The organism is Streptomyces sp. NPDC086147 (assembly GCF_040702165.1).
Classification (GTDB): Bacteria; Actinomycetota; Actinomycetes; order Streptomycetales; family Streptomycetaceae; genus Streptomyces.
This window is the reverse complement of sequence record NZ_JBFBJO010000002.1, coordinates 534,861-556,455: the sequence shown is the minus strand read 5'-3', so window position 1 is coordinate 556,455 and position 21,595 is coordinate 534,861. Positions and strand designations below refer to the sequence as shown.

Annotated in this window: 20 protein-coding genes; 8 read left to right on the top strand and 12 right to left on the bottom strand. The window is 73.0% G+C overall.

Going from position 1 to position 21,595, the window contains the following annotated elements; translation table 11 throughout:
• Positions 1-116: 116 nt before the first annotated feature.
• Together AB0398_RS07180 and AB0398_RS07175 are read right to left on the bottom strand one after the other, a co-directional pair.
• On the bottom strand, positions 117-1,172 hold the full coding sequence (locus AB0398_RS07180; protein ID WP_366372849.1) for an iron-siderophore ABC transporter substrate-binding protein: 1,056 nt from the start codon (positions 1,170-1,172) through the stop codon (positions 117-119).
• A gap of 138 nt (positions 1,173-1,310) precedes the next feature.
• A complete protein-coding gene (locus tag AB0398_RS07175; RefSeq protein ID WP_366372848.1) occupies positions 1,311-2,672 on the bottom strand; it encodes a lysine N(6)-hydroxylase/L-ornithine N(5)-oxygenase family protein in 1,362 nt (453 codons plus the stop codon).
• Positions 2,673-2,938: 266 nt separating this feature from the next.
• Here AB0398_RS07175 and AB0398_RS07170 point away from each other — a divergent pair, with 266 nt between their 5' ends.
• Positions 2,939-3,886, top strand: coding sequence for a methionyl-tRNA formyltransferase (locus AB0398_RS07170; protein WP_366372847.1), 948 nt, complete (start codon positions 2,939-2,941; stop codon positions 3,884-3,886).
• A 148-nt stretch (positions 3,887-4,034) separates the two neighbouring features.
• Positions 4,035-4,727, top strand: a complete 693-nt coding sequence (locus tag AB0398_RS07165) for a MarR family transcriptional regulator (RefSeq protein WP_366372846.1) — start codon at positions 4,035-4,037, stop codon at positions 4,725-4,727.
• A gap of 61 nt (positions 4,728-4,788) precedes the next feature.
• Here the strand turns inward: AB0398_RS07165 and AB0398_RS07160 are convergent, their stop codons facing one another.
• From AB0398_RS07160 to AB0398_RS07150, 3 genes are read right to left on the bottom strand one after another with little or no spacing between them, the layout of a single operon-like run.
• Positions 4,789-6,855: an iron ABC transporter permease gene (locus AB0398_RS07160; RefSeq protein WP_366372845.1), complete on the bottom strand. Its 2,067-nt coding sequence runs from the start codon at positions 6,853-6,855 to the stop codon at positions 4,789-4,791.
• 4 nt (positions 6,856-6,859) lie between these two features.
• Positions 6,860-7,840: an iron-siderophore ABC transporter substrate-binding protein gene (locus tag AB0398_RS07155; RefSeq protein WP_366372844.1), complete on the bottom strand. Its 981-nt coding sequence runs from the start codon at positions 7,838-7,840 to the stop codon at positions 6,860-6,862.
• Complete coding sequence (locus tag AB0398_RS07150) at positions 7,837-8,697, bottom strand: ABC transporter ATP-binding protein (RefSeq protein WP_366372843.1); 861 nt, start codon at positions 8,695-8,697, stop codon at positions 7,837-7,839. The genes AB0398_RS07155 and AB0398_RS07150 overlap by 4 nt, the downstream gene beginning before the upstream one ends.
• Positions 8,698-8,847: 150 nt before the next feature.
• Between AB0398_RS07150 and AB0398_RS07145 the strand changes: the two genes are divergently transcribed.
• Positions 8,848-9,606, top strand: coding sequence for a uracil-DNA glycosylase (locus tag AB0398_RS07145; RefSeq protein WP_366372842.1), 759 nt, complete (start codon positions 8,848-8,850; stop codon positions 9,604-9,606).
• 6 nt (positions 9,607-9,612) lie between these two features.
• On the opposite strand, the gene AB0398_RS07140 is transcribed toward AB0398_RS07145, so the two are convergent.
• Positions 9,613-11,022 (bottom strand): amidase, encoded by a 1,410-nt coding sequence (locus AB0398_RS07140; RefSeq protein ID WP_366372841.1) that lies wholly within the window; start codon positions 11,020-11,022, stop codon positions 9,613-9,615.
• A 187-nt stretch (positions 11,023-11,209) separates the two neighbouring features.
• On the opposite strand from AB0398_RS07140, the gene AB0398_RS07135 reads away from it, so the two are divergent.
• Positions 11,210-11,854, top strand: a complete 645-nt coding sequence (locus AB0398_RS07135; protein WP_366372840.1) for an isochorismatase family protein — start codon at positions 11,210-11,212, stop codon at positions 11,852-11,854.
• A 45-nt stretch (positions 11,855-11,899) separates the two neighbouring features.
• On the opposite strand, the gene AB0398_RS07130 is transcribed toward AB0398_RS07135, so the two are convergent.
• The 5 genes from AB0398_RS07130 to AB0398_RS07110 form a co-directional block, all read right to left on the bottom strand.
• Positions 11,900-13,771, bottom strand: a complete 1,872-nt coding sequence (locus AB0398_RS07130; RefSeq protein WP_366372839.1) for an SIP domain-containing protein — start codon at positions 13,769-13,771, stop codon at positions 11,900-11,902.
• Between the two features lie 135 nt (positions 13,772-13,906).
• Positions 13,907-14,971, bottom strand: a complete 1,065-nt coding sequence (locus AB0398_RS07125; RefSeq protein ID WP_366372838.1) for an ABC transporter substrate-binding protein — start codon at positions 14,969-14,971, stop codon at positions 13,907-13,909.
• A gap of 2 nt (positions 14,972-14,973) precedes the next feature.
• Positions 14,974-15,822: an ABC transporter ATP-binding protein gene (locus AB0398_RS07120; protein WP_366372837.1), complete on the bottom strand. Its 849-nt coding sequence runs from the start codon at positions 15,820-15,822 to the stop codon at positions 14,974-14,976.
• A complete protein-coding gene (locus AB0398_RS07115) occupies positions 15,819-16,895 on the bottom strand; it encodes an iron ABC transporter permease (RefSeq protein ID WP_366372836.1) in 1,077 nt (358 codons plus the stop codon). Before AB0398_RS07115 ends, AB0398_RS07120 begins: the two co-directional genes overlap by 4 nt.
• The gene (locus AB0398_RS07110; RefSeq protein ID WP_366372835.1) at positions 16,895-17,965 is read right to left on the bottom strand and encodes an iron ABC transporter permease; all 1,071 of its coding nucleotides are present in this window, start codon (positions 17,963-17,965) and stop codon (positions 16,895-16,897) included. Before AB0398_RS07110 ends, AB0398_RS07115 begins: the two co-directional genes overlap by 1 nt.
• Before the next feature lie 140 nt (positions 17,966-18,105).
• Here AB0398_RS07110 and AB0398_RS07105 point away from each other — a divergent pair, with 140 nt between their 5' ends.
• Together AB0398_RS07105 and AB0398_RS07100 are read left to right on the top strand one after the other, a co-directional pair.
• A complete protein-coding gene (locus AB0398_RS07105; protein WP_366372834.1) occupies positions 18,106-18,852 on the top strand; it encodes an AraC family transcriptional regulator in 747 nt (248 codons plus the stop codon).
• Positions 18,853-19,056: 204 nt separating this feature from the next.
• A complete protein-coding gene (locus AB0398_RS07100) occupies positions 19,057-19,266 on the top strand; it encodes an MbtH family protein (RefSeq protein WP_366372833.1) in 210 nt (69 codons plus the stop codon).
• Positions 19,267-19,332: 66 nt separating this feature from the next.
• Here the strand turns inward: AB0398_RS07100 and AB0398_RS07095 are convergent, their stop codons facing one another.
• Positions 19,333-19,833, bottom strand: a complete 501-nt coding sequence (locus AB0398_RS07095; RefSeq protein WP_366372832.1) for a GNAT family N-acetyltransferase — start codon at positions 19,831-19,833, stop codon at positions 19,333-19,335.
• Between the two features lie 139 nt (positions 19,834-19,972).
• Between AB0398_RS07095 and AB0398_RS07090 the strand changes: the two genes are divergently transcribed.
• Together AB0398_RS07090 and entS are read left to right on the top strand one after the other, a co-directional pair.
• Positions 19,973-20,242, top strand: coding sequence for a phosphopantetheine-binding protein (locus tag AB0398_RS07090; RefSeq protein ID WP_366372831.1), 270 nt, complete (start codon positions 19,973-19,975; stop codon positions 20,240-20,242).
• Positions 20,229-21,587 (top strand): enterobactin transporter EntS, encoded by a 1,359-nt coding sequence (entS, locus tag AB0398_RS07085; RefSeq protein ID WP_366372830.1) that lies wholly within the window; start codon positions 20,229-20,231, stop codon positions 21,585-21,587. Before AB0398_RS07090 ends, entS begins: the two co-directional genes overlap by 14 nt.
• Positions 21,588-21,595: the final 8 nt, after the last annotated feature.

The following is a 21,595-nucleotide window of genomic DNA, read 5'->3' as shown; positions in this document are numbered from 1 at the left end:
GTGGTGCGTCGGTGGGTGGAGCGGGGTACGGCCGCCCGTCCGCACTCCGCCCGTCCGCCGGCCGGCCGTGGGGCCGGCGGCGGACGGGCGGAGGGGGGCGGAAGGGCCGTCGACGGCTACTTGACGGCCGTCAGGAGCGGCTCGATCTCGTCGATCGCGTAGGGGATCGAGAGGACCGTGTTGAAGGAGAAGGCGGCGCCGATGTCCGGGTCCTGGTAGGGCACGAACAGGTCGCGCTTCTCCTGGTTGACCTTCAGCTTCTTGTAGAGGGGCTCGGCCTTGATGCGGTCGTTGGCCTCGGTGCTGGAGGTGACCCAGACCAGGCGGTCGGCGTCGAGCACGTTCAGCTTCTCGGCGCTGAGCTCGGCGACGTTCCAGCCCGGCTTGGCGAGGGCGTCGATCTCGGGCTTCAGCTTGAAGCCGAGCTCGGAGAAGAAGATCGACTTGGGGTCGGTCTTGGTGAAGGCCGAGTACTTGCCGGCCTCGAAGCTGTCGGCCACGGTCAGGGCCTTGCCGGCCCACTCGGGGTGCTTCTCGCGGACGGCCTTGAAGCGGGCGTCGATGTCGGTGATCAGCTTCTCGGTCTCGGGGCCCTTGCCGAGCGCCTTGCCGATCTGGCGGGTCATGACCTGCCAGGGGGCGCCGTAGTCCGGGTGTTCCTTGGGCTGGGCGACGACCTTGGCGATCTTGGAGAGGGTGTCGTACTGCTCCTTCTTCATGCCCGAGTACTGCGCGACGATCAGGTCGGGCTTGAGCGCCGCGATCTTCTCGATGTTGTACTCGTCGCGCTCGCCGACGATCTGGGGCGGGGTCGAGCCCCACTTGTCCTTGGTCCACGGCCACTTGCCGTACGGCTGCTCCTTGAACCAGTCCACCGAGCCCACCGGCTTGACGCCCAGGGCGAGCACCGCGTCCTGGTCGGAGAGGCCGAGCGTGACGACCTTCTTCGGCTCGGCGTCGATCGTCGTGCTGCCGTACTTGTGCTCGACGGTCACCGGGAAGGCTCCGGCCGACGACGTGCTCGCGCTCGGCTCGCCCGACGGCTTGGCGCCCTCGGTCTTCTCCGTGCCGCCCCCACAGGCGGCCAGAGCGAGCGCGGCGACGGCGGCGACGGCCGCGCGGGGGACGTTTCTGACGAACCGCGTCAGAGCGGGGCGTGTGCCAGTGGACACGTGTGTTCCTTTCACGGGGACTTCACGGTGCTGCCGCGCACGCCCGGCGCGAGGCGCTGCCGGTGGTGCGCGGCGGTGTGGGGGGGTGGAGCGAGGAGGCCGCCCGGGTCGGTGCGATCCGTCCGGCGGGACGGGCGGTCAGGCGGTCAGGCGGCTCGTGCCGACGCCGCCGGCGACCGGGCGGACCGGATCGGAGGAGTCTCCCAGTCCCCGTTCGAGGATCGACTCCAGGATCTCGCCGACCCTGATCGCGGTGTTGGAGAGCAGGGACGACGTGATGCCGTGGGTGTGCTCGGTGCCGCCCTGGAGGTAGATGCCGCAGCGCAGCTCGGGGTCGGCGGCGACGCGGTAGTCGCGTTCGACGCGGACGCGGCCGAGTTCGTCGCGGCGGCAGCGGTCCGCGACTTCGCCGAGGAGGCCGAGGCCGTCGGCCTGCCGGTAGCCGGTGGCGAAGACCACGACGTCGGCCTCGATGACGCTGTCCTCGCCGGTGACGAGGTTGGCGACGGTGGCGCGGACGCCGTCCGGTCCCTCCTCGACCCCGGTCAGGCGGGACACGTTGATGAAGCGCAGCCGCTCGTTGCCGAGGACCTTCTCCTGGTACGCCTGGCGGTAGAGGTCGTCGATGAGGTCGATGTCCACCACGGAGTAGTTGGTGTTGCCGTGGTACTCCATCAGCTTGCGCTTGATGTCGTCGGGCGCCGTGTAGTACTCGTCGACCGCCGCGGGGTCGAAGATCCGGTTGGCGAAGCTGCTGTCGTCGGCGGGGCTGTAGCCGTAGCGCGAGAAGACGGCGCAGACCTCCGCGTCCGGGAAGCGGCGGTGGAGGTAGGCGACGTTCTCGGCGGCGCTCTGGCCGGCGCCGACGACCACGAAGCGGGCGGGGTCGGCGCCTTCGAGGCCGTCGACCTTGGCGAGGAGCTCGGAGTTGTGCCAGACGCGGTCGCCGCGCTCGACGCCCTCGGGCATGAGCGGGCGCAGTCCGGTGCCGACGACGAGGTTGCGGGCCCGGTGGACCACGGTCTCGGTGCCGGAGCGGGCCGTCACGTCCAGGTACTCGATCACGCCGTCGCGGACGACGGGTTCCACGGAGACGACCTCGTGGCCGTAGGAGACCATGTCGTCGACCTTGGCCGCCGCCCACTCGAAGTAGTCGTGGAACTCGACGCGCAGCGGGAAGAGGTTCTTGTGGTTGACGAAGTCGATCAACCGGCCCTTGCTCTGGAGGTAGCGCAGGAAGGTGTACTCGCTGCTCGGGTTCCGCAGGGTCACCAGGTCCTTGAGGAAGGAGACCTGCATGGTCGCGTCGTCGATGAGCATGCCGCGGTGCCAGCCGAAGCGGGGCTGCCGCTCGAAGAAGTGGGCGGTGACCGTGCTTTCTCTTCCGACGCTCGCGTTGTGCTCGCTGAGCGCGATCGCCATGGCCACGTTGGACGGCCCGAAGCCGATTCCTATGAGGTCGTGGATCAGCGGTGCGTCATCAGGAAGAGCCTGAGACATGTCACTCCCATCGTGCGGGACAGCCGCCTGTCAGGCGCACTGTCAGGCGTGGGGAAGGGCGGGGTCCGGACGCACCGGTGACGGGGGCGCCACCGATCCGAACTTAGGTAAAGCTAACCTGATCTGCCTGGACTGTCGACGGGACGAATCGGACATGAGCCATGCCGGCCCGGCCAACTGGCCGATAAAGGCACCCCGTTGCATCCTTAGGTTAGCCTTGCTTTACTTGCGAGTGATCCACCGCTCTCCCGAGGAGGAACTTGCCCATGCGGGTCGTCATGTTCGGCTATCAGACCTGGGGCCATCGCACCCTGCAGGCGCTCCTGGACTCCGAGCACGACGTGGTGACGGTGGTGACCCACCCTAAGAGCGAGCACGCCTACGAGAAGATCTGGAGCGACTCCGTCGCCGATCTGGCCGAGGAGCACGGCGTTCCCGTGGTCATCCGCAACCGGCCGGACGACGAGGAGCTGTTCCAGCTCCTCAAGGAGGCCGACCCGGACATCATCGTGGCCAACAACTGGCGCACCTGGATCCCGCCGCGCGTCTACACCCTGCCCCGGCACGGCACGCTGAACGTCCACGACTCGCTGCTGCCCAAGTACGCCGGCTTCTCACCCCTGATCTGGGCCCTCCTCAACGGCGAGACCGAAGTCGGCGTCACCGCCCACATGATGGACGAGGTGCTCGACGCCGGCGACATCGTGCTGCAGCGCGCGGTCGCGGTCGGGCCGAAGGACACGGCCACCGACCTCTTCCACAAGACCGTCGACCTCATCGCCCCGGTCACCGTCGGCGCGCTCGACCTGATCGCCTCGGGACACACGGACTTCACCCCGCAGGACCGGTCACAGGCCACCTTCTTCCACAAGCGGGCCGAGGAGGACGTCCGGATCGACTGGACCTGGCCCGCCGAGGTCCTGGAGCGGCTGGTCCGCGCCCAGTCCGCCCCGTACCCCAGCGCGTTCACCTTCCACCGGGGCGAGCGCCTCGAAGTCGTCTCCGCCGTCGTCTCCGAGGGCCGCTACGGCGGCACCCCCGGACGGATCTTCTACCGGGAGGGCGAGGGCGTGGTGATCGTCGCCGGCGCCGACGCCCGCACCGGCCGCAATCGCGGGCTCGCGATCACCCGCGTCCGCACCGCGGACGGCCGGGAACTGCCCGCCACGGAGTACTTCACCTCCATGGGCGGCTATCTGACCGCCCGCCCCTGACGGACGGTCACCGAGAACACCGGTCCGCCCCGGACGGTCCCGGGGCGGACCGGCATCGTAGAGCAAAACTAGGTTAGGCTCACCTAACCTCGATGGTCCGTGCGGCAGTTCGGGCCCGCTTACGGCATGTGGACAGCGAGGAACAGCGATGGAGCAACCGGTCTTCTCCGGCACCGCACACGACCCGAGCGGCGCGCGGTTCGCCGTCGTCGGCATATCGAACATGCCGACCGACTGGGCGCAGGTGCTCAAGGGCCTCGCGGGCGCCGACCTGACGCTCCTCACCGCCCCGCCCGCCACCGCCGTGGCCGGCGCCGCCGTCGTCGGGGCCGCGGACCCGGAGGCCGGCGCGGACCGTCCGGCCGCCGGGCCCCCGTCGATGAGCATGACCCCGCCCAGCGTGCTCGGCCTCAACGCGTACCTGATGTACGCGCTCGGCAAGGCCGCGCGGCGCAGACTCCAGGACCGGCTGACCTCACGGGGATTAAGGCTCTGGCACCTCACCGTGCTCGCCCTTCTCTCCGATCTGGGCCCCCAGATGAAGACCGTCCTCGCCGCGCGGCTCGACATGAACGCCAGCGACCTGGTGCGGATCGTCAACGACCTGGTCAAGACGGGGTACGTGGTCTGCGCCCGGGACCCGGAGGACCGGCGCCGGATCGTGGTGCGCCTGACCCCCGAGGGCGGGTCCGCCCTGGCCGAACTGGGCGCGGACATCGCCTCGGCCGACGACGACGTCCTCGCCCCCCTCGACGCCGAGGAGCGCCGGCTCCTCTCCTCGCTGCTGCGCCGCGTGCACACCCACCTGGAGGCGGGAGCGAGGACGGCCGCGCGCCCCTGACGCGGGGCGCGCGGCCGTCCGTACCCGGGTCCTCCCCGGAAGACCCGGGACCCGGTGGTCCTCAGCGGCGGCTGCGGACGAGCAGGTGGAGGAAGTACGGCGTGCCGATGACGGCCGTCATCATGCCGGCGCCGAGCTGGGCCGGTGCGATCACCGTCCGGCCCACCAGGTCCGCGGTGCAGACGAGCACTCCGCCCAGGAGCACCGCCACCGGGACCACGCGCGCGTGCCGGCGGCCCACCAGGGCGCGGGCGGCGTGCGGGGCGACGAGCCCGACGAAGCCGATCGTGCCGGCGGCGGCCACCGCGGTGGCGCTGAGCAGGACGCTCAGCACGAGGAAGCCCAGGCGCCCGCGGCCGAGGTCGAGCCCGAGGAGCCGGGGGGTGTCCTCGTCGAGCGAGACGAGGTCGAGCTCCGCGCGCCGCAGGACGGCGACGACCAGACCCGCCGTCAGGACCACGGCGAGGGGCACCGCGTCGGGGAAGGTCCGCCCGTAGGTGGAGCCCGACAGCCAGGTGAGCGCCTTCGCCGCGTTGAACGGGTCGGTGAGGACGATGAGCAGGCTGATGAGGGCGGCGCTCGCGGTGGCCGCACCGAAGCCGACGAGCACGAGCCGGTTCTGCTGGAACCCGCCGCGCGCGGCGAGTCCGAAGACCAGGACCGAGCTGACGGCGGCGCCCGCGAACGCGGCGCCGGCCACGCTCCACGAGTCGGCCAGCGGCACCGTGGTGACGAGGAGGACGGCGCCGAGCGCGGCGCCGTGGGAGACGCCGAGGATGCCGGGCTCCGCGAGCGGGTTGCGGGTGACGGCCTGGACGAGCGTGCCGGACAGGGCGAGGGCCGCGCCCGCGAGGAGCGCCGCGACGACCCGGGGCACCCGGGTGTCGAGCACGAAGGTGACGGTCCGGCCCGCCCGGCCCTGGGCCCAGTTCACGACGTCGCCCAGGAGCAGCTTGGAGTCGCCGAGCAGCACGCTCGCGACGACCAGGACGACGACCAGGACGACGAGCACTCCGGTGGTGACGAGGAAGGCGGTCCGGCTCCTGATGCGCAGCTTCTCGACCGGCGTGGCTCCGGCCGTGTCCTTGACCCTGACGGCCATGGCGATCAGGAAGACGGCGCCGACGAGGCTGGTGACGATGCCGGTCGGCACGGCGACGGCGACGTCCGCGGGGATGACGGCGCGCAGCAGCACGTCCGAGCCGAGGACGAGGGCGGCGCCGGTGAGGCCCGCGACCGGCAGGCCCACGCGGGAGCGGTGCAGCCGCTGGGCCCGGCGCGCCAGGCCGCGGACGAGCGCGGGGGCGCAGAGGCCGACGAAGCCGATCGGTCCGGCGAGCGTGACCGCGGCGGCCGAGAGGAGCGCGGCGAGGACGACGGCCGTGACCCGGGTGGAGCGGACGGGGACGCCGAGGCCGCGGGCCGCGTCGTCGCCGAGGGCCAGGGCGTCGACCCGGCGGGCGAGCAGGATCAGTCCGGCGAGGGCGGCGAGGGCGACGGGCGCCATCTGCAGGACGCCGTCGAAGCCGTTCTGCGAGATGCTGCCCTGGTTCCACTGGTAGAGGCCCTCGGTCTCCTTGGGGAAGAGCAGGAGCAGGCCCTCGGTGACGGCGGTGAGGCCGAGGGTGAGGGCGCTTCCGGCGAGGACGAGCCGGACGGTGCCCGCGCCGAGGCCGGAGAGGCCGAGGACGACGGCGGCCGCGGCCAGGCCGCCGGCGAAGGCGACCCCGGAGGTGGCGAAGAGCGGCAGCGAGACGCCGGTGACGGCGGCGAGGCCGAGCGACAGGTAGGAGCCGGCGTTGACCGCGAGGGTGTCCGGCGAGGCGATGACGTTGCGGCTGACGGCCTGGAGGGCGGAGCCCGCCATGCCGAGGGCGGCCCCGACGAGGAGTCCGGCGACGGCCCTGGGCAGCCGGGAGGCGATGACGACGGACGCGTCGGTGGGGTCGGCCCGGCCGGTGAGGGCCTTCCAGACCTCGGCGCCGCCGACGGCGGCGGTGCCCTGGGTGACGTCGACGAGGGCGAGGCCCGCCACTAGGAGGGCCAGTGCGGCCGTCACCGCGGCCGCGCTCCTCCGGGACGTGACCGTCGTCGGACGGGTGGAGGGGGTGGTTGCGGTGACGGCCATGGTGTTACTTCGTCAGCTCCCCGACGGCGGAGTCGATGTACTTGCCCATCGACTCGGGTCCGCCGAACATCCAGATGCCGTCGGGCAGGCGGTGGACGTTGCCCTTCTTGACGAACGGCAGGGAGGTCCAGACCTTGTCCTTGGTGAGGACGCCGCCGAACGGGGTGCTGCTCGGGTCCTGCTCGTTGGCGATGTACGCGAAGTGCACGTCGCCGAGCTTGGTGAGGCCTTCGACGTCGGTGCTGCCGAGACCGTAGGCCGGGTCGCCCTCGACGGTCCAGGCGTTCTTCAGGCCGAGCCGCTCGTTGACGGCGCCGATGAGCGAGCCGCTGGTGTAGGGCCGAATGGAGACCTGGTTGGAGACGAGGTAGCCGTCGGCGAAGGCGTACCGCGCACCGGCGAGACCGGCGGTGGCGAGCTTCTTCCTACCGTCCTCGATCCTGGTGTCGAAGTCTTTCTTGAGCTGGTCGGCCTTGGCGGTGGTGCCGGTGGCCCGGGCGATGAGGTCCAGGTTCTTCGTCATCTGCCCGATCGGGTCGGCCCCGTCGGCGGCCTTGAGCTCCAGGACGGGCGCGACCTTGCGCAGCTGCTTCACGACGGCCGGCTTCAGGTCGTTGGTGGCGACGATGAGGTCGGGCGCGAGGGCGGCGACGGTCTCCACGCTCGGCTCGCCGCGGGTGCCGATGTCCTTGGCGTCGTTCTTCAGCGGGACGGCGGTGTCCCACGCCTTGTAGCCCTTGACGTCCGCGACGCCGACGGGGGCGACGCCGAGGGAGATCAGGCTCTCGACGACGTTCCACTCGGTGCCGACGACCTTCTTGGCGGGGCCGTCGAGGACGACCTTGGCGCCGGTGGAGTCGGTGAGGGTGATGCTCTCGGCGGTCTTCTCCGCCTTCTTGTCCGCGGCGGGCTCGGTGGTGCCGCAGGCGGTCAGGGCGAGGGCCGCGACGGTGGCGGTGGCCGTGGTGAGGAGGAGGCGTCTCATGACGGAGTGGTGAGCCTTTCGCTTCGCGTGTGGTGCCGTCCGACGGCGCGCGTGCGCAGCCGGCCGGTCAGGGGGTCGGTGTCGACTTCGATGCGGATGCCGTACGTGTCGGTCAGCCGCTCCGCCGTCAGGACGTCCTGCGGGGAGCCGTCGGCGACGACCCGTCCCGCGTGGAGGAGCACGACCCGGTCGGCGACGGCGGCCGCCTGGTCGAGGTCGTGCAGGACGGCTCCGACGGCGATGCCGTGGTCGTCCGCCAGGTCGCGGACGAGGTCGAGGAGTTCGACCTGGTAGCGGAGGTCGAGGTAGGTGGTGGGTTCGTCCAGGAGCAGAACGCCGGTCTCCTGGGCGAGGCAGCTCGCGAGCCAGACGCGCTGGAGCTGTCCGCCGGAGAGGTGCTCGGCGCCCCGGTCGGCGAACTCGGCGACGCCCGTCAGGGCGAGGGCGCGGTCCACGGCGGCGCGGCCGTCCGGGTCGGCCTTCCCCCAGCGGCCCCGGTACGGGTAGCGGCCGAACTCGACCACGTCGCGCACGGTCAGGCCGCCGGGGGTGGGGCGCCCCTGGGTGAGCAGGGCGACGTGGCGCGAGAAGTCGCGGGGGGACAGCGCGAGGCCGTCGGTGGCGTCGTCGATGACGAGCGTGGCGGTCCGCGGCTTCTGGAGCCGCGAGATCGTCCGCAGGAGCGTCGACTTCCCGCTGCCGTTCGGGCCGACGAGGACGGTGACCTCACCGGGGCGCAGCGTCAGCGCAGCGTCGTGGACGACGTCGACGCCCTCGTAGGCCACGGTGACTCCCGTGGCCGCCAGTTCGTGACCGCGGGGACCACCGACCGCGGATCTCTCTTCTCCAGCTCGCACAGCCGTAGGTTAGCCTAACCTAAGTGTTAGGCGAAACGGGGGGTTGCGTCTGCGCGGACAAGAGGAAAATCCGCCAATCCGTCGGCCATCGGCGCACGGCGGGTAGGGGGCCGGAGAGGACTTCCCCCTTCCGGACGGAGCGGACCGACCGTGTGCACTGCCGAGGACTACCCCGCACGGGCCGCCGCCCGGGCGCGCACCCCCGCCGGCCTCGACGCGCGGCTCGTGCGGTGCCGGGCCTGCCCGCGCCTGGTGGACTGGCGGGAGGAGACCGCCCGCACCGGGCGCGCCGCGTTCCGGGGCCAGGAGTACTGGGGGCGCCCGGTGCCCGGCTTCGGCCCGCCGGACGCCGCCCTCCTGATCAGCGGCCTGGCGCCCGCCGCGCACGGCGGGAACCGCACCGGCCGGATGTTCACCGGCGACCGGGCCGGCGACCTGCTGTACGCGACGCTGTACGAACTCGGCCTGGCCTCGCGGGAGACGGTCACGGGCCTCGACGACGGCCTCGAACTGTACGGGGTGAGGGTCACGGCGCCGGTGCACTGCGCCCCACCCGACAACCGCCCCACACCCGGCGAGCGGGACGCCTGCCGCCCCTGGCTGGTCCGTGAGGCCCGGCTGCTGCGCCCGACGCTGCGCTCCGTCGTCGTCCTGGGCGGCTTCGGCTGGCAGGCGGCGCTGCCCGCCCTGGCCGAGGCCGGCTGGCTCCTGCCCCGGCCGCGCCCGAAGTTCGGGCACGGCGTGCGGACGGTCCTGGCCCCAGCCTCCCCCGGGGACCCTCCGCTCACGGTGTTCGGCAGCTACCACGTGAGCCAGCGGAACGTGTTCACCGGCCGGCTCACGCGGGAGATGCTGCGCGAGGTGCTCGCGGAGGCCGCCCGCACGGCCGGCCTCCCGGTGCCGGGGTGAAGGGCGTCACACGTCCTGGACCCGCCGGAACGGCCGGTCCGCCTCCAGCTCGAACGCGATCTCCAGCAGGGTCCGTTCGGCGCCGGGCCGCCCCGCGAACATGACGCCGACGGGCAGCCCGTCCTCCGTCGCGCCCACGGGCAGGGACAGCGACGGCGTGCCCACGACGTTGTCGATCGGCGTGAACGCGACGTACGCGAGGATCCGCTCGATCAGCGTCGGGTACGGGACGCCCGGGGCGAGGTGGCCGAGCCGGGGCGCGGGGTGGGCGAGGACCGGGGAGAGGACCAGGTCGAGGCCGCGGAAGGCCGCCGCGTACGCCTCCTTCGTGCGCCGCAGCCTGCGCAGGACGCCCGGGGTGCTCCGCCAGTTCTCCAGGTAGGCCGCGCGCAGGCCCCGGCTGAGGCCGTCCATGCGGTGCCGGTCGAAGTCGGCGCCGAGGGTGCGGCCCGTGGTGCCGAGGAGGAACGACAGGAAGCCCCAGTAGGTGAGGAAGTCGCCGGTGAAACGGGGGTCGACGGCGATCCGCACCGGCTCCACCGCGTGGCCGAGCCGTTCGAGCCGCGCCGCGGTCTCCTCGACGGCCGCCCGGGTCGCGTCGTCGGAGGTGACGCCGGTCGGCGAGTCGAGGAGGAAGCCGACGCGCAGCCGGCGCCCCGAGGGGCCCTCCACCAGGCCGAGGGGCGGCATCTTCGGGTTGCGCCAGTGCAGCTCGGCGGCGGCGAGGAAGGCGGCCGAGTCCCGTACGGAACGGCTGACGATCCCGTCGGAGACGATGTCGAGCGGGAGTTGGCGGCCCTGGGCGCTGGGCACGACCCGGCCCCGGCTCGGCTTGAGCCCGACGAGGCCGCAGCAGGCGGCCGGGATCCGGATGGAGCCGCCGCCGTCGTTGGCGTGCGCGATCGGCACCGCTCCGGCGGCCACGAGCGCCGCGCTGCCGCCCGAGGAGCCGCCCGCCGAGCGGTCGGTGTTCCAGGGGTTGCGGACGGGCTCGGCGCCCTCGTACTCCGTGGACGGGCTGAAGCCGAACTCGGGGAGCCTGGTCTTGCCGAGGACGGTGACGCCGCTGCTGAGGAACTGCCGGGTGAAGGCCGCGTGCCGGCGGGCGGGCCCCGGCGTGAAGGCGGCGCTGCCGTGGCCGGTGGGCAGCCCCCGGTAGTCGGTGTTGTCCTTGACGAAGGTGGGCACTCCGGCGAGGAGGCCCGTCCCCGGTCCGGGCAGCGGGTGTTCGGCGTGCGCCTGGACGGCGTGGAGCCGCCCCTCCACGGCCCGTACGCGCTCGGCCGCGTCCCGGGCCGCCTCGGCGGCGCTCACCTCGCCCCGCCGGATCGCCGCCGCGAGGCCCACCGCGTCGTGCTCCCCCAGGGCGTCGTCCCGGAAGGCGTGCACCGTGGTCCGTTCGTCGAAAGTCGTCACCGCTGCCCCAAGTCCCCGCGTGTGGTCGGTCGGACCCCATCATCGCGTACCCACGGGTAACAGGCGAGTCCCGGAAGGAAGGTGAGTTCTTTTCAACCATCCCGAAGGGCAAATAGTTAGGTTAGGCTAAGCTAACTGGATTTCACGCGACCGGCCCACGGCCGCCGCGGCAGGGAGGGAACAAGCCATGGGACTGCCGGCCATCGATTCCTACGCCATGCCCGACCGGTCGGACCTCCCCCGCTCCAGCGCCCCCTGGCGCATCGACCCGGAGCGCGCCGCCCTGCTCGTCCACGACATGCAGAACCACTTCGTCGGGCGCTTCCCGGCCCAGCAGCCGCCCGTCGTGGACCTCGTCGGCAACATCGTGGCGCTGCGCGAACTGGCCGGGGCCCTCGGCCTGCCCGTGGTCTTCAGCGCCGAGCCGACCGTGCAGCGCGGGCTCGCCGCGGACGTCTGGGGCCCGGCGATCGGCGACGGCCCCGGGGACGCCGCGATCATCGAGCCCCTCACCCCGCGCCCCGGCGAGCACCTGCTCCCCAACGCCCGGCAGAACGCCTTCCTCCGCAGCCACCTCGGCCGGCTGCTGCGCGAGGAGGGGCGCGACCAGCTCATCATCTGCGGGGTCTACGCCCACCTCGGGGTGCTGCTGACCGCCGCCGACGCCTTCATGAACGACATACAGCCCTTCGTCGTCGCCGACGCCGTGGCCGACTACTCCGCCGAGGAGCACGAGATGGCCCTGCGCTGGGCCGCGCGCAGCGGCGTGGTCTGTACGACCGACGACCTGCTGCGCGGCCTGCTCCTCGGCAGGAACCGGCGCGACGCGTGATGCGGGCGGCGCCCCCTCGGAAGGGGGCGCCGCCCGCCGGGCCTTCTAGGAGGCCGCGCGCTCCAGGACCCAGAGGCGGTGGTCCCAGCCGACGTCGGCGCGGGAGCGCACGGCGAGGCCCGCGGCCGCGGCGAGCGCCGCGACCTCCTCGGCGTCGCGCACCCCGGAGCCGAAGGCGCACTTGAGGCGCAGGTGGTGCAGGACCGCCTCCATGTCCTCGGGGTCGCCGGTCGCGACCTGCTCGACCAGGAGCAGGGTGCCGTCCTCAGCGAGCGAGGCGGCGGCCTCGGAGAGGGTGTGCGCCGCGTCCTCGTCGTCCTGCCACTCCAGCTGGCGTGACATCAGCAGGGTGCGCGTGCCGGCCGGTACGGCGCCGGAGCCGGCGACCAGGTCGATCCGCGGCAGCAGGTCCTCGTCGATGATCGCCTCGCGCAGCACCCGGAGCACCGAGGGCATGGCGACGATCCGCGCGCGCAGCTCCGGGAACTCCTTGACCAGGGTCTCGACGACGGTCGCGACGCCGTGGCCGGTGGCGGTCAGCTCGGTGACGGCCGACCAGTCGTGGGCGCGCAGCACGCCGGGGGCGATCCAGCGGGCCTCGTCCTCGACGGCGGCGCGGGCGGTGTCGGCGATCCGCGACTCCCGGGCCATCTCCTCGGTCAGGGTGCGCCCGGCGAGGGTGCGGTAGCCGGCCTTCCCGGTGCAGACGGTGTGCAGCAGACCGGAGAGGGAGGCGTCGAACGCGGCCTCGGCGCCCTCCAGGTGGTACTCCTCCGCCGAGTGGTCGTCCTCGACCAGTTCCTCGCTGATCGGGGTGAGGCTGTAGTTGCCCTCGCCGTCGGTGGCGAGCAGCTCGATCCCCACGAGGTAGTCCAGGAGGGCCTTGAGGGTGGCCGGGTGGGCCTCGGCGCTCCGGGCGATCCCGGCGGCGCTTCGCACGCCCCGGTCGACCAGGTCGAAGACGCCGAGGGTGACGGCGGTGCGGATGGCGTAGGGGGGCGCGAGGTCGGTGAGTTCGTGGAGGCGCTCGTGCGCGTCGTCCTCGTCCTCCTCCGTCACCACGGGGGCGTCGGGCAGCGCCTCGGCCGAGGCGGAGTCGGCGGGGACGGCGGGCGCGGTGCGGCGCCAGTATCCCGTGATGTGGGTCTGCTCGCGCGGGACCTGGCGCTCCGTCGCCAGGTGGCGGCGGATGCCCTTGAGGGTGACGGCCTCGCCGGCGACCCAGGCGAAGACGGTGCCGGGCAGCCAGTCGGCGGCGCGGACGGCCTGCTCCAGGAGGTCGGTGGTGCCGGCCGGGGCGCCGTTCCGGGAGAGCCAGACGATCTCGGCGTCGGCCTTGGTGGGCAGTTCCTGGCGGTGGCTGTCCTCGCCGACCTCGATGAAGACGCGGGCCTTGGTGCCCTCGGGCATCTCGGCGAGCCAGCGGCCGATGGCCGGCAGGGCGGTCTCGTCGCCGACGACGAGGATCCAGTCGGCGCCCTCGGGGTGGCTATGGGACATCTTCGGGCCGGCGATCCAGGCGCTGTCGCCCGGGGCGGCGTTCTCGGCCCAGGTGGAGGCGACGCCGCCGTCGTGGCGGACGAAGTCGAAGACGATCTCGCCCTTGTCGGCGTCGTGGCCGACCGGGGTGTAGTCCTTGGCGACGGGCCGCCCGTCCGACCAGTCGAGGCTGCTGACCTGCTGCCGGGGCAGGACGAGACGCCCGGTCTCGTCGGCGAAGAAGAACTTCACGTGGTCGTCGAAGCCCTCGGTGCGCAGGGCGGGGAGTTCCAGGCCGTCCTTGACGAAGGCGTCGAGCTGGGGCCCGCCGAGGGTGAGGCGGCGCATCCCGGGGGTGAGGTTCTCGGCGCGCAGCACGGTCAGCTCGCGCAGCACGATGGGGAAGGTGACGACCGAGCGGGGGCTGCGGGTGGGCATGGGTGCTGCTCCTTCGTGCGCGGCGCCGGGCGGGCGCCGCGGGACGGACCGGTGGGCCGGGCGGGCCGGTGGCGCGGTGCGCCCGGCCCACCCGGCCCGGGCGGGTGGTGAGGTGCTCCCCTGCGGGAGCGGGGGTCACTTGCCGGCGACGGCCCCGGCGAGGATCGGCGTCAGCTTCTCGACGATCCAGGGGGCGCTGAGGGCGTCCGGGTAGGCGACGGCGGAGGAGAGGGTGTTCTCCGAGGGGATGACCGCGTAGTGCTTGCCCTTGACGACCTGGAGGGACTGGAAGAGCTTGTTGCTCTCCAGCTCCTTGGCGCTGAGCAGGCCGTTGTCACCGAAGGGGTACGTCATGAGCAGGACGTCGGCCTCCAGCTCGTCCAGGTTCTCCAGGCTGACGGCGTTCTTGTCGGCCTTGTAGTTCTTGGCCTTGTCCGTCTTCTTGAAGCCGAGCTGCTCGAAGACGCCCGGGTCCTGGTCCGCGTAGGACATGAAGGTGATCTGCTCGGGGTGGACGACCGCGTAGGTGTACCTCTTGCCCTTGAACTCCGGGTGCGCGGCGGCCGCGTCGGCGGTGGCCTTCTCGTTGGCGGCGATGACCTTCTCGGCCTCGGCGGTCATGCCGAGCGCCTTGGCGGCGGTCTTCAGGCGCTCCTGCCAGGTGAGGGTGTCGGAGTGCGCCTTGTCGGTGAAGGTGACGACCGGGGCGATCGGCGCGAGCTTGGCGTAGTCGGTGTCCATCGACCAGGTGTTCATGCCGAGGATGACGTCCGGGGCCTCGGCGGCGATGGCCTCGTAGTCGGTGCCGTCGGTGTCGTCGTACTTCTTGAGCTTGCCGGCGCCGAGCTTGGTGAGGGCGCGCTGCTTGTACTCGGGGACGGGGCCGCCGTCCTCGGCGTCCGGGGTGATGACCGGGACGATGCCGAGGGCGAGGGCGATGTCGGTGTCGCCGTCGGAGACGGTGGCGACCTTGAGCGGCTTCTTCGCGACCTCCGTCTTGCCCCAGGCGTTGGGGAGGGTGACCGGGAAGGCGGCCTCGGCGGCGCCGGTGCTCGCGCCGGCGGACGGCTTGTCGCCGCCGGTCTTCTCGCCCTTGTCGTCCTTGCCGCCGCAGCCGGCGAGCAGGGCGGCGCACGCGACGGCGGCGAGGAGGGTACGGGCGGTGGAGCGCCGTGCGAACGGTCTGGCGGGGCGGTTCATGGTCAGTTCTCCTGCGAGTGGTGACGGCGGCCGAGGGGGAAGATCTGCGGCCTGGCGTTGTAGGGGTGGGGTACGACGACGCACGTGAGGCCGAAGACCTCGGCCACGGTCCGTTCGTCGAGGACCTCTTCGGGCGGGCCCTGCCGGATGACGCGTCCGTCGCGCATGGCGACGATCGTCGAGGCGTACAGGGCAGCCTGGTTGAGGTCGTGGGAGACGAGCACGATGGTCTTGCCCGTCTGTTCGTTGAGGTCCGCGAGGAGGTCCATGACCTCGATCTGGTGCGCGACGTCCAGGTAGGTGGTGGGTTCGTCGAGCAGCAGGGTGGGGGTGTCCTGGGCGAGGGCGAGGGCGATCCACACGCGCTGGCGCTGGCCGCCGGAGAGCTGGTCGACGGGGCGGTCGACGAGTTCGGCGGTGCCGGTGGCCCGGAGGGCCTCGGCGATGATCGCGTCCTCGCGCTCGTCGCGGCGGCGGCCGAACTGGCGGTGCGGGTGGCGGCCGCGCCAGACCAGGTCGCCGACGGTGATGCTCTCGGGGGCGACCGGGGACTGCGGCAGGACGCCGAGCCTGCGCGCCACCTCGCGGGTGGGCAGGCGGTGGATGTCGGCGCCTTCGAGGAGGACCGATCCGGCGGCCAGGGGCAGCAGTCGGGCGATGGACTTGAGGAGGGTGGACTTGCCGCAGGCGTTGGGGCCGACGAGGGCGGTGATGCGGCCCTTCTCGATCCGCAGGGACAGGTCCTCGATGACGGGCGTCTTCCCGTACCCGGCGCTGATGCCGCGGGCTTCGAGCTGGTGGGGCGCGGTGGCCTCGGGGCTCTCGGTCTGCGGGGTCACGGTGTGTGTCACGAGGCTCCCTGCCTGCGTCGAAGGATCAGCCAGACGAAGTAGGGGGCGCCGAGCAGCGCGGTGAGGACGCCGGTGGGCACCGGGCTGATCAGGGGTGCGTGCTGGGCGAGGACGTCGGCGCCGATGACGACGACGGCGCCGATGAGCGGGGCGAGGAGGGTGGAGCGTTCGGTGCCCACCAGGCGCACGGCGATGGGGCCGCTGATGAGGGAGACGAAGCCGATGGGGCCGACGACGCTGGTGGCGAGGGCCGCGGCGGCGGCGCCGAGGAGCAGGACGCCGACGCGGGAGGCGGTCACCCGGGTGCCGAGGCCGGAGGCGAAGTCGTCGCCCAGGGTGAGGGTGGCGAGGGGGCGGGCGAGGAAGAGCGCGGCGAACGCGCAGGCGCCGAAGCCGACGGCGAGGGTGGTGACGCCGTCCCAGTCGGCGGCGCTGGTGCTGCCGACCGTCCAGCGCATGGCGATGGCGATGCTCTGCTGGTCCGCCACGGTGAACAGGTAGTTGGTGTAGGCGGTGCAGACCGCGCTGAGCCCGATGCCGACGAGGACGAGGCGGTACGTGTCGATCCCGCCGCGCCAGCTGAGCGCCTGGACGGCGGCGACGAGGACGAAGGAGCCGATGACGGCGGCGACCGGGACGCCGAGGGTGAAGGCGGCGGGTGCGTAGAGCAGGGCGGTCGCGGCGCCGGCGCCGGCGCCGGCGGAGATGCCGACGATGTCGGGGGTGGCGAGCGGGTTGCGGATCAGCCGCTGGTAGAGCGAGCCGGCCAGGCCGAAGAGGGCTCCGGCGAGGAGTGCGGAGAGCGCCCTCGGCATCCGGAGCTGGAAGATCATGTAGTCGGCGAGGCCGTCCCGCAGGCCGAAGGCGGCGGGCAGGACGTCTGCGGGGTCGAGCCGGCCGATGCCGCCGAGCAGCACGGAGGCGGCGGTGAGTCCGAGCAGGGCGACGGTGAGCACGGCGGCGGTCACGGCGGCGCGGCGGTTGCGGGCGCGGCGGTCGGAGCGCAGGTGCGCGACGACGGCGGGCGTGGTCGGGGAGTCCGGCCGCGGGGGCCGGGTGTCGAGTGCGGTCATCACATCCGCACCAGGTCGCGGCGGCGGGCCAGCCAGACGAAGAAGGGGGTGCCGACGACGGCGGTCATGAGGCCCACCTGGACCTCGCCGTGGTCGAGGACCAGCCGGCCGGCCGTGTCGGCGCCGGTGAGGAGGACCGCGCCGACGGCCATGGAGACCGGCAGGGACCAGCGGTGGTCCGGTCCGACGAGGAGCCGGGCGCAGTGCGCGGCGACCAGGCCGACGAAGGCGACGGGGCCGACGGCGGCGGTGGCGGCGGCGCAGAGCAGGACGGCGACGGCCGTGGCGGTGAGGCGGGCGCGTTCGACGCGGACGCCGAGGGCGCGGGCGGTCTCGTCGCCGAGGCCGAGGATGTTGAGGGTGCGGCCCAGCGGCAGGGCGAGGAGCAGTCCGACGATCACGAAGGGCATGACCTGGCTGAGGACCTCGGCGCGGCCGGTGAGCTGGCCGACGGACCAGAAGCGGAGGTGGGCGAAGGCCTCCTTGTCGCGGACGACGAGGAGGGTGATGAGGGAGGACATCACGGCGGCCATGGCGACGCCGGCGAGGACGAGGCCGACGGCCGAACTCCCGGCGTCGGTGCGGGTCCCGATGAGGTAGACGAGGGTGGCGGCCACGGAGGAGCCGAGGAGGGCGAGCCAGAAGTAGCCGCCGGCGTCGGTGACGCCGAGGAACATGATGCCGAAGACGACGAACATCGAGGCGCCCTGTTCGACGCCGAGGATGCCCGGGTCCGCGAGGGGGTTGGCGGTGAGCGCCTGCATGACGAGACCGGCGGCGCCGAGCGCCGCGCCCACCGCGAGGCCGAGGAAGGTCCGGGGGATGCGCTCGGTCCACAGGACGTGGGTGTCGAACGCCTGGTCGCCGGGGTTGAGCAGGATCCGGACGACCTCCAGGGGCGAGATGTCCCGGGCGCCGAGCCCGATGCCCGCGACGAGGGTCACCACCACCGCCGTGACGGCGAGTACGGCGACGGCCGTGCCCCGGGAGGCCCGGGTGCGGACCGGGGGAACCCCCGGTTTCCGTTCCGGCACCGGGGGTTTCACCACCGACGGGGGCGGTTGTGTCATCTGTTGTCCTTGTTCTCACGGCTCGTACGGCGACTTAGGTTACCCTTGCCTAACCTTCGGGGATCCAACCCGGAGGCCGACCGATCACAACGAGGGGCCGGGGTGCGACCGGCCCCCCGACCCCGGGGGGGGTGGCCCTGATGGCCGACGGAAGAACGCGGACCACGGACGAGGACCTCATCACGGCGACGGGCCACCCGACGCACGTGCACGACTTCCACCAGCTCCTGTACGCACCCCTGGGGCGGATCGCCGTCACCACGCCGGACGGTGAGCACGAACTCACCTCGCCCCTGGCCCTGTGGCTCCCGGCGGGCACCCCGCACAGCGCCCGGTTCGACCCCGAATCCCTGGTCCTGGCCGAGCCGTTCGACTCCGTCGCGCACCGCCTGCCGTTCACCCGGACCACCGCAATCCGCCTCGACGACGCCGTGCGCCGGCAGTTGCTCGCCCGAACGCGCGGGGCGGGCGCGGATGCCGATGACGCGGCGCTGTTCGCCGCGCTGACCTGCACCCGGACCCGCCGGGACGTCCGGCTGCCGCTGCCCCGCCCGACCAGCGAGGCGGCGCGCGCCGTCGCCGGGACCCTGCTGCGCAGGCCCGACGACCAGCGCACCGCGACGGAGTGGGCCGAGAGCCTCTACGTCAGCTCGACGAGCCTGCGCCGGGCCTTCCGCGCCGAGACCGGACTCGCCTTCTCCGAGTGGCGGACCCGGGTGCGCCTCAACCACTCGCTGGAACTCCTGACCCAGGGGCACCAGGTCGGAGCGGTCGCCGCCAAGGTCGGCTTCACGAGCACGAACGGCTACATACTGGCGTTCCGGCGGCACTTCGGGCGCACTCCGGGCGCCTGGAGCAAGGAGTGCGCGGGGCGCTCGGCGGGGTGAAGGAAGGCAGGCCCACGGGCCTCCGCGCCGCCGGGAGGGGCCCCGGGGAGTGACTTGACAGTCACACACCTCTAGGAGATTTTAGGTAAGCCTTACCTAAACGCCCGCTTCCCGGGCGCCCCACCGACCCGAACCAACGGCCCTCCGCACGTCCGCCCCGCCGGGCGGTCGCACGCAGGGCCGCACCGGCGCGAGGAGAGACCCATGACCGCGACCAACCCCTTCGAGGACGACGACGCCCGCTACTACGTGCTCGTCAACTCCGAGAACCAGCACTCGCTCTGGCCGGCCTTCGCCGAGGTGCCGGACGGCTGGACCGTGGTGCACGGTGAGGACTCCCGGCAGGGCTGTGCCGCGTACACCGAGGAGCACTGGACGGACCTGCGTCCGGCGAGCCTCGCCGCCCGCTCCTGAGGCGGATCCGCACCCGCCGCCGCTCCCGGCCGGTCCCCCGGCCGGGAGCGGTCCGGTCCGGCCGCGTCACCCGACGGCGCGGACCAGGACCCGGGAGCCGCGCGCGGGGTCGAGCGAGGCCCGCCACGCGGGCGGCGCCTCCTCCTCACCGCCGACGGCGAACCCGTACCTCAGGAACAGCAGCCCGCTACCGGTGGTCGCCGTGAACACGCGGACGGCGCCCCGCGCGGCGGCCTCGCCGAGGGCGGCGTCGAGCAGCGCGGAGCCGACGCCCCGCCCCTGATGCCCGGGAGCGACGCAGAAGTTGTAGAGCACGACCGCCACCCGCCCCCGCGCGTCGGTACGGGTACGGAGCCCCACGCAGCCCGCGAGCCCCTCGCGCCCGGCCTCCACGACCAGGAAGTCCGCCGCGCGAAGGGCGAGTTCGGCGACCGTGCGCTCGCGCAGGGCCCCTTCGCGCACGAACGGCCGGGACAGCCGGTGGACCGCGCCGACGTCCTCGACCCCGGCGGTCCGGACGGCGACGGGGGCCGCCGGGAGCTCCGGGCGGGGCAGGGCAGTGCTCAACGTCTTCTCGCTCTCTGATGACTGACGACTCGACGGACCGCCGTGACACCACGGCACCCGTTTGACTACACGATAGTGAGTTAGGTAAGCCTTACCTAACTAATCTTGATCCATCGGACGGGAAGAAGAGGACCCACCCATGGCCAACACGGCCGGACAGCAGACCTTCGCCCTGGAGCGGCTCGTGCGCGACGTCGCCGACGTGCTCTACGTCGAGGCCGAGGAGGTCGACCCGGACGAGAGCCTGCTCGACCAGGGCCTCGACTCGATCCGGCTGATGGCCCTGGTGGAGACCTGGCGGGCCGACGGCGCCGAGGTCGGTTTCGTCGAACTCGCCGAGCGCCCCACCCTCCGCGACTGGGCCGCCCTCCTCGGACAGCCATTCGGAGCGTCCCGTGCGCGCCAGTGACCTCCTCATCGACATCGGCCCGCTGCGGACCAGCCGGGACTTCCGGGCGATCTTCATCGCCCGGATCGTGTCCCTCTTCGGTCTCGGCATGGCCATGGTGGCCCTCTCCAAGCAGGTCTACACCCTGACGGGATCCAGCTTCGGCGTCGCCGTCTCCAGCATGATCATGAGCGTCACCGTCCTGGCGGGCTCCCTCTGGGGCGGCTGGGCGGCCGACCGCATGGACCGGCGGAAGCTGATCCTGTGGGCCCGCGCCTCCGCCGCCCTCGCCTTCGCCGGCCTCGCGGCCAACGCCTTCACGCCCGACCCGCAGCTGTGGGCGATCTACCTGTGCGTCGCCTGGGACGGGCTCGCCACCGGGGTGAGCGTCACCGCCCTGATGGCCGTCGCCCCCACCCTGGTCCGCCCCGACCAGCTCCCCGCCGCCGGCGCCCTGATCTCCCTGACCGGCGAGATCGGCTCGGTCGCCGCCCCCTTCCTCGGCGGCGTGCTGCTCGCCCTGGCGGGCCCCGCACCGGTCTTCGCCTTCACCGCCCTCACCACCGGCGTCACCACCCTGCTGCTCCTCAGGCTGCGGCCGCTGCCGCCGTTCGAGGACGACGAGGACGACGACACCGAGGACTCGGGCTCGCCCCTCACGGCCTTCCGGTACGCGGTGCGCAACCGCGTCGTCGGCGGACTGCTCGCCCTCGGCGGGGTCAACGCGGTGTTCAACATGCCGGTGGTCCTCTTCCCCGAGATGATCGACAAGCGGTTCGGCGGCGGCGACGTCATGCTCGGCCTGCTCTACACCGCCCCGGCCATCGGCGCGATCGTCGTCTCCGCCACCAGCGGCTGGATCAGCCGCGCCGCCCGCCCCGGACGCCTGCTGCTCACCGCCGCGTTCGTCGGCGGCCTGGCCATCGTCGGCTTCGGCCTCAGCGGCAGCGTCGTCGTGGCCTTCGTGATGCTGGCCGTGGGCGGCGCCGCCGGCACGGTGTACGAGATCCTCGAGTACGCCCTCGTCCAGCACAACACCCCGGACCGGCTGCGCGGCCGCATGGTCAGCGTCCTCACCGCCCAGGGCACCACCGGCGGCGTCGTCGGAGACGGCGAGGTCGCCCTGGTGGCCAAGTGGTTCAGCCCGGCGGGCGCCGCCTTCGTGAACGGCGTGGTGTGCGCGGCGGCCGCCGTGGTCGTGGCCGTCGCCGTCCCCGGGCTGCGCAGGGCCACCCTCCCCCGCGAGGAGGAGGAGCACGAGGACGACGGCCCGCCCGGCGGCGGCGCCCCGGCCCCCGTCGGCGCGGCCGCCCCTTCCCTCGCGAAGCCCGTCCCCGCCGGGGACGCCCCGTCGGCCACCGGCTGACACCGACC

What these genes read in the sequence shown, in the direction of transcription:
- AB0398_RS07175 (WP_366372848.1), bottom strand. Translation starts at nt 2,672, where the DNA reads ATGTCTCAGGCTCTTCCTGATGACGCACCGCTGATCCACGACCTCATA.
- AB0398_RS07170 (WP_366372847.1), top strand. Translation starts at nt 2,939, where the DNA reads ATGCGGGTCGTCATGTTCGGCTATCAGACCTGGGGCCATCGCACCCTG.
- AB0398_RS07165 (WP_366372846.1), top strand. Translation starts at nt 4,035, where the DNA reads ATGGAGCAACCGGTCTTCTCCGGCACCGCACACGACCCGAGCGGCGCG.
- AB0398_RS07160 (WP_366372845.1), bottom strand. Translation starts at nt 6,855, where the DNA reads ATGGCCGTCACCGCAACCACCCCCTCCACCCGTCCGACGACGGTCACG.
- AB0398_RS07155 (WP_366372844.1), bottom strand. Translation starts at nt 7,840, where the DNA reads ATGAGACGCCTCCTCCTCACCACGGCCACCGCCACCGTCGCGGCCCTC.
- AB0398_RS07135 (WP_366372840.1), top strand. Translation starts at nt 11,210, where the DNA reads ATGGGACTGCCGGCCATCGATTCCTACGCCATGCCCGACCGGTCGGAC.
- AB0398_RS07130 (WP_366372839.1), bottom strand. Translation starts at nt 13,771, where the DNA reads ATGCCCACCCGCAGCCCCCGCTCGGTCGTCACCTTCCCCATCGTGCTG.
- AB0398_RS07125 (WP_366372838.1), bottom strand. Translation starts at nt 14,971, where the DNA reads ATGAACCGCCCCGCCAGACCGTTCGCACGGCGCTCCACCGCCCGTACC.
- AB0398_RS07115 (WP_366372836.1), bottom strand. Translation starts at nt 16,895, where the DNA reads ATGACCGCACTCGACACCCGGCCCCCGCGGCCGGACTCCCCGACCACG.
- AB0398_RS07110 (WP_366372835.1), bottom strand. Translation starts at nt 17,965, where the DNA reads ATGACACAACCGCCCCCGTCGGTGGTGAAACCCCCGGTGCCGGAACGG.
- AB0398_RS07105 (WP_366372834.1), top strand. Translation starts at nt 18,106, where the DNA reads ATGGCCGACGGAAGAACGCGGACCACGGACGAGGACCTCATCACGGCG.
- AB0398_RS07100 (WP_366372833.1), top strand. Translation starts at nt 19,057, where the DNA reads ATGACCGCGACCAACCCCTTCGAGGACGACGACGCCCGCTACTACGTG.
- AB0398_RS07090 (WP_366372831.1), top strand. Translation starts at nt 19,973, where the DNA reads ATGGCCAACACGGCCGGACAGCAGACCTTCGCCCTGGAGCGGCTCGTG.